The following is a 4,352-nucleotide window of genomic DNA, read 5'->3' as shown; positions in this document are numbered from 1 at the left end:
TGATGCGGCACTAGCTCAGTTGGTAGAGCGCGACCTTGCCAAGGTCGAGGTCACGAGTTCGAGCCTCGTGTGCCGCTCCAAATTATTTGGAAGCGTTAAGGCGGAATGGCAGAGTGGCCATGCAGCGGATTGCAAATCCGTCCACCTCGGTTCGACTCCGGGTTCCGCCTCCATTCAACTACTCCACATGCTTTAAATAGCAAACTCGATGCCCGAGTGGTGGAATTGGTAGACACAAGGGATTTAAAATCCCTCGACTAACAAGTCGTGCCGGTTCAAGTCCGGCCTCGGGCACCACTTTTACTAAAGTCCTTTTAGTAAATTAAATACTCCCTATTTTAAATAAATACCCATTTTTTATATAACAATCACTTTGTTTATGTTTTTCTATTCTTTAAAGATTAATAGCAATTGGCTTAAAACAAGACAATCGTGCTTAAAGCAAAGCATACGTATTGTTACAAGTTAGCGTTAGTTGATTAAACCTACATTACTTTTCCTATATCCCTTTGCTGCTGCCGTCTAAATCCAATTCAGTTCATCAAAGCAATTTACATACATGCGCGACTACCGGATGATATAAACTTGATAGCTAAAGGTGCAATTAATAGCACTTGGGTGTTATGCGCTGATATGTGCGCTCTATTTATTTAAAACAACGTGTTTTAGAGGTGTATTGCCAAAGCTAAATAGCTTGATGATTAAATACGTTCGTTAATGTATTAGCTGAAGTGTAGGTAAGGTAGGAAATAAAGTGCAAAGCAAAGCGACACAAGGCCGCTTTGCTAAAGTACATAACGCTATAACTTTGTTTGTGCCTTATAAATGGGGTATTCGCTCATTAAACCTTGAATAAGCGCCACGCACATTAAAATAAGCACAATTGAGAAAGGTAACGCAGTGGTTACTACTCCCGATTGCAAGGCCTGCAAGGCTTGAGAGCCACCTACCCACAGTAATACGGCGGCTATTGCCCCTTCAATCGTTGCCCAAAATATACGTTGTGGTACCGGCGCATCAATTTTTCCGCCTGCGGTTATGCCATCTATTACAAGTGAGCCAGAATCAGAAGAGGTAATAAAAAATACTAAAACAAGCACAATTGAGATCACACTAATAAGGCCACTAAGCGGAAGCTGCTCATAAACCTGAAATAGCGTTACAGAGATATCGGTTAACCCGTTTTGCCCAAGTGGGCCTACTTTATCAATAATTTGTGAAATCGCTAAATTACCAAATACCCCCATCCACACTAAGCTTAACAGTGTTGGCAGGCCAATGACGACTAATAAAAATTCTCGCACGGTACGGCCTCTAGAAACGCGGGCAATAAACATTCCTACAAACGGCGACCACGATATCCACCATGCCCAATAAAATACTGTCCAGGCATGCATCCAGTCTTCATCTTCACGGCCAAACGGATTACTAAGCGGAACCATATGTTCTACATATGCACCAAAGGTAAACCATATTGCTGTAATTGAGTCACTAAAAGTAAGCGATATTATGGCTACAAGTAAAATAAATGCACATATAAGATTGATGTTACTAAGTACTTTCACACCCCCTTCAATGCCTTTAATAACAGAAACAATAGCAATACAGGTAACGAGTGCTATAACTGTAATTTGAAAAGCGGTACCGTAGTCTGTGCCCATTAAATAATTAATACCACTTGTTGCTTGCTGTGCCCCTAAACCAAGAGACGTTGCTAAACCAAAAAGCGTAGAGAGTACAGCAAGTATATCAATAACATGGCCAAGCCAACCCCAAGCACGATCGCCAAATAAGGGATAAAACACGGAGCGTATAGATAAAGGAAGGCCTTTATTGTAAGCAAAAAACGCTAAGCTAAGTGCAACAATGGCGTAAATTGCCCAACCATGTAAGCCCCAGTGATACATGGTAGCACCCATGGCTAAAGAGTGAGCTTCTGGGGTATTTGGCTCTGCGTTCATTGGCATTAAGTACCAATCAGTAAAATAGGCTGCGGGCTCTGCTACACCCCAAAACAGTAAACCTATCCCCATTCCTGCGGCAAATAACATTGCCAGCCATGAGAGATAACCATGTTCAGGTTTTGCATCAACACCCCCTAAGCGAATTTTACCAAGAGGGGAGAGCGCAAGTGCAAAGCAGAATAATACGAAACCATTAGCAATCAACATGAAGTAGCTATCAAATTTATTGATAATGGCATCTTTAGTTGAGGTAAGTGCTTCCCTGACCACTTCAGGGTCAAGCAATAAGGTAAGGGCAACAAATAGTATGACTAAAAATGCGCTTATTCCAAACACTGGATTATGAACATCAAACCCCCATTTTTGTACGTTATCTTGACCTACCTGATAATCGGTAGTGTCAATACTGTATTTGTTCAATTGGTCATCCATCATGACTCCTTTATATTATAGATAACAAACTTCAATTTTATAGTACGTAAGTAAATCAAAAAGCGCCTATTACTGATATTTAATTATGGTATATATCTCTGAAATACATTAATAAATTTTTATGTAGTTTGAAAGGCAAAAAAAAAGCGAGCTAATGCTCGCTTAATAATTTTTTAATTTAGCGTTACTTCCACGCGTTAGGATCAACCTCTTTGGCAAGCTTAGGGTGCTTGTCTTTGTCAAACGTAGGTAATACACCTTGCTTGTTTTGCGCGTTGTAATCTTTTGATAACCACACAACAACGCCTGAAAGCATAAACAGTGCAACTACATTTACAATAGCCATAAGGCCCATAGAAATGTCAGCAAGTGTCCAAATAATACCTAGTTCACCAATGGCACCAAACATAACCATACCTAATACAAGTAATCTAAATATAAACATTCCTTTAGTAGAGTTGTGCTCTAAAAACATTAGGTTTGTTTCGGCATATGAGTAATTCGCGACAATAGAGGTAAATGCAAAAAACAAAATGGCAATGGCAATAAAGTAAGTGCCCCAGTCACCTACGTGCTCTTGTAGTGCAGCTTGCGTTAACTCTATTCCTAATACACCCGATTCAGGCACAAGTTGATTAGACAGTAAGATTAATGAGGCAGTGGCTGTACAGATCACAATAGTATCTATAAATACACCTAGCATTTGCACATACCCTTGCGAGGCTGGGTGCGGTGGATAAGGTGTTGCCGTTGCTGCGGCATTGGCTGCGCTACCCATACCGGCTTCGTTTGAAAACAAACCGCGCTTAATACCTTGGATCATAGCTTGCGTTACACCATAGCCAATTGCACCGGCGCCTGCTTGCTCTAAACCAAAAGCACTTTTTATTATAAGTACAATAACATCAGGCAGGGCAGTAAAGTTAATCGCACATACATATATAGCAACTAGCAAATAGGCAAGCGCCATAAATGGAACAACCATTTCGGCAAAGCGTGATATTGTTTTTAATCCACCAAAAATAATGATGCCAGAGCCAATTACAAGTGCAATGCCTACTATATACTTAGGTACATCAAACGCTACTTCAAATGCGGCAGCAATAGAGTTTGACTGTACAGCGTTAAATACCAGGCCAAAGGCTAAAATTAAGCACAATGAAAACAACACACCCATCCAGCGTTTGCCTAAACCACGCTCCATATAATAAGCAGGGCCGCCTCTAAAGTTGCCATCAGCGTCTTTAGTTTTATAAGCTTGTGCTAACGTACTTTCTGCAAAGCTAGTTGCCATACCTATTAAAGCAATCAGCCACATCCAAAATATAGCGCCAGGGCCACCTAAATAAAGTGCCACGGCAACACCGGCCATATTACCTGTTCCAACCCGCGCCGCTAAAGAAGTACAAAAAGCCTGAAAAGAAGAAATCTCATCTCCACCACATTTACGTGAGCCAAACATAACTTTAAACATATGTGGGAATTGTACGAATTGAATAAAGCCTAACCGAATGGTAAAAAAGAGACCTGCTGCTATTAATAAGTAGACGAGAACTTGGCCCCAAAGTAAGGCACTTATACTATTTATTATATCTGTCATGAATACTACCTAAGTACATGAGTTGAAAAAGTGCTGGCAACTTACCATAACAAATCAAAAGAGTTTAGTTTTAAAAGCAAAAAAACAGCCTTATCCACAGGCTTTTGTGGGTAACATGTGTTTTTAATGTGAGGTTCTTATGGGCATAAATTAAATGCAATTTTATTTAATAAAACGCTTGCGTATAAAACGTTTCTCCCTATAATGCGACCCCACTAAGACGGCAGAGCAGGCAACGCTTAGCGAGGCAAGCAAACCAGTCAGTGAGTCGAGTAAAACTTAGTTTTAAAAACTTTCAAGTTTAAAAAATTAAGTGTTGACAAAAAAATAGGAAAGCGTAAGATGCGCAGCCTTAG

At 40.4% G+C, this 4,352-nt stretch carries 2 protein-coding genes and 3 tRNA genes; 3 read left to right on the top strand and 2 right to left on the bottom strand.

All coding sequences use genetic code 11. The features are described from left to right. Positions 1 to 4 precede the first annotated feature (4 nt). The 3 genes from CWC04_RS01375 (at position 5) to CWC04_RS01365 (ending at position 297) form a co-directional block, all read left to right on the top strand. Positions 5 to 80 (top strand) — tRNA-Gly (locus CWC04_RS01375). Between the two features lie 19 nt (positions 81 to 99). Then, positions 100 to 173: transfer RNA gene (locus CWC04_RS01370), tRNA-Cys, on the top strand. A 37-nt stretch (positions 174 to 210) separates the two neighbouring features. Beyond that, positions 211 to 297, top strand: a tRNA-Leu gene (locus CWC04_RS01365). Positions 298 to 800: 503 nt separating this feature from the next. Here the strand turns inward: CWC04_RS01365 and CWC04_RS01360 are convergent. Beyond that, on the bottom strand, positions 801 to 2,396 hold the full coding sequence (locus tag CWC04_RS01360) for a BCCT family transporter (protein ID WP_138684426.1): 1,596 nt from the start codon (positions 2,394 to 2,396) through the stop codon (positions 801 to 803). Between the two features lie 184 nt (positions 2,397 to 2,580). Continuing rightward, positions 2,581 to 3,996 (bottom strand): alanine/glycine:cation symporter family protein, encoded by a 1,416-nt coding sequence (locus CWC04_RS01355; protein ID WP_138580053.1) that lies wholly within the window; start codon positions 3,994 to 3,996, stop codon positions 2,581 to 2,583. Positions 3,997 to 4,352: the final 356 nt, after the last annotated feature.

This window comes from Pseudoalteromonas sp. S2893, from assembly GCF_005887105.1.
In the GTDB taxonomy this organism is placed as follows: domain Bacteria; phylum Pseudomonadota; class Gammaproteobacteria; order Enterobacterales; family Alteromonadaceae; genus Pseudoalteromonas; species Pseudoalteromonas atlantica.
This window is presented reverse-complemented; position numbering and strand designations above follow the sequence as displayed.

What these genes read in the sequence shown, in the direction of transcription:
- CWC04_RS01360 (WP_138684426.1), bottom strand. Translation starts at nt 2,396, where the DNA reads ATGGATGACCAATTGAACAAATACAGTATTGACACTACCGATTATCAG.
- CWC04_RS01355 (WP_138580053.1), bottom strand. Translation starts at nt 3,996, where the DNA reads ATGACAGATATAATAAATAGTATAAGTGCCTTACTTTGGGGCCAAGTT.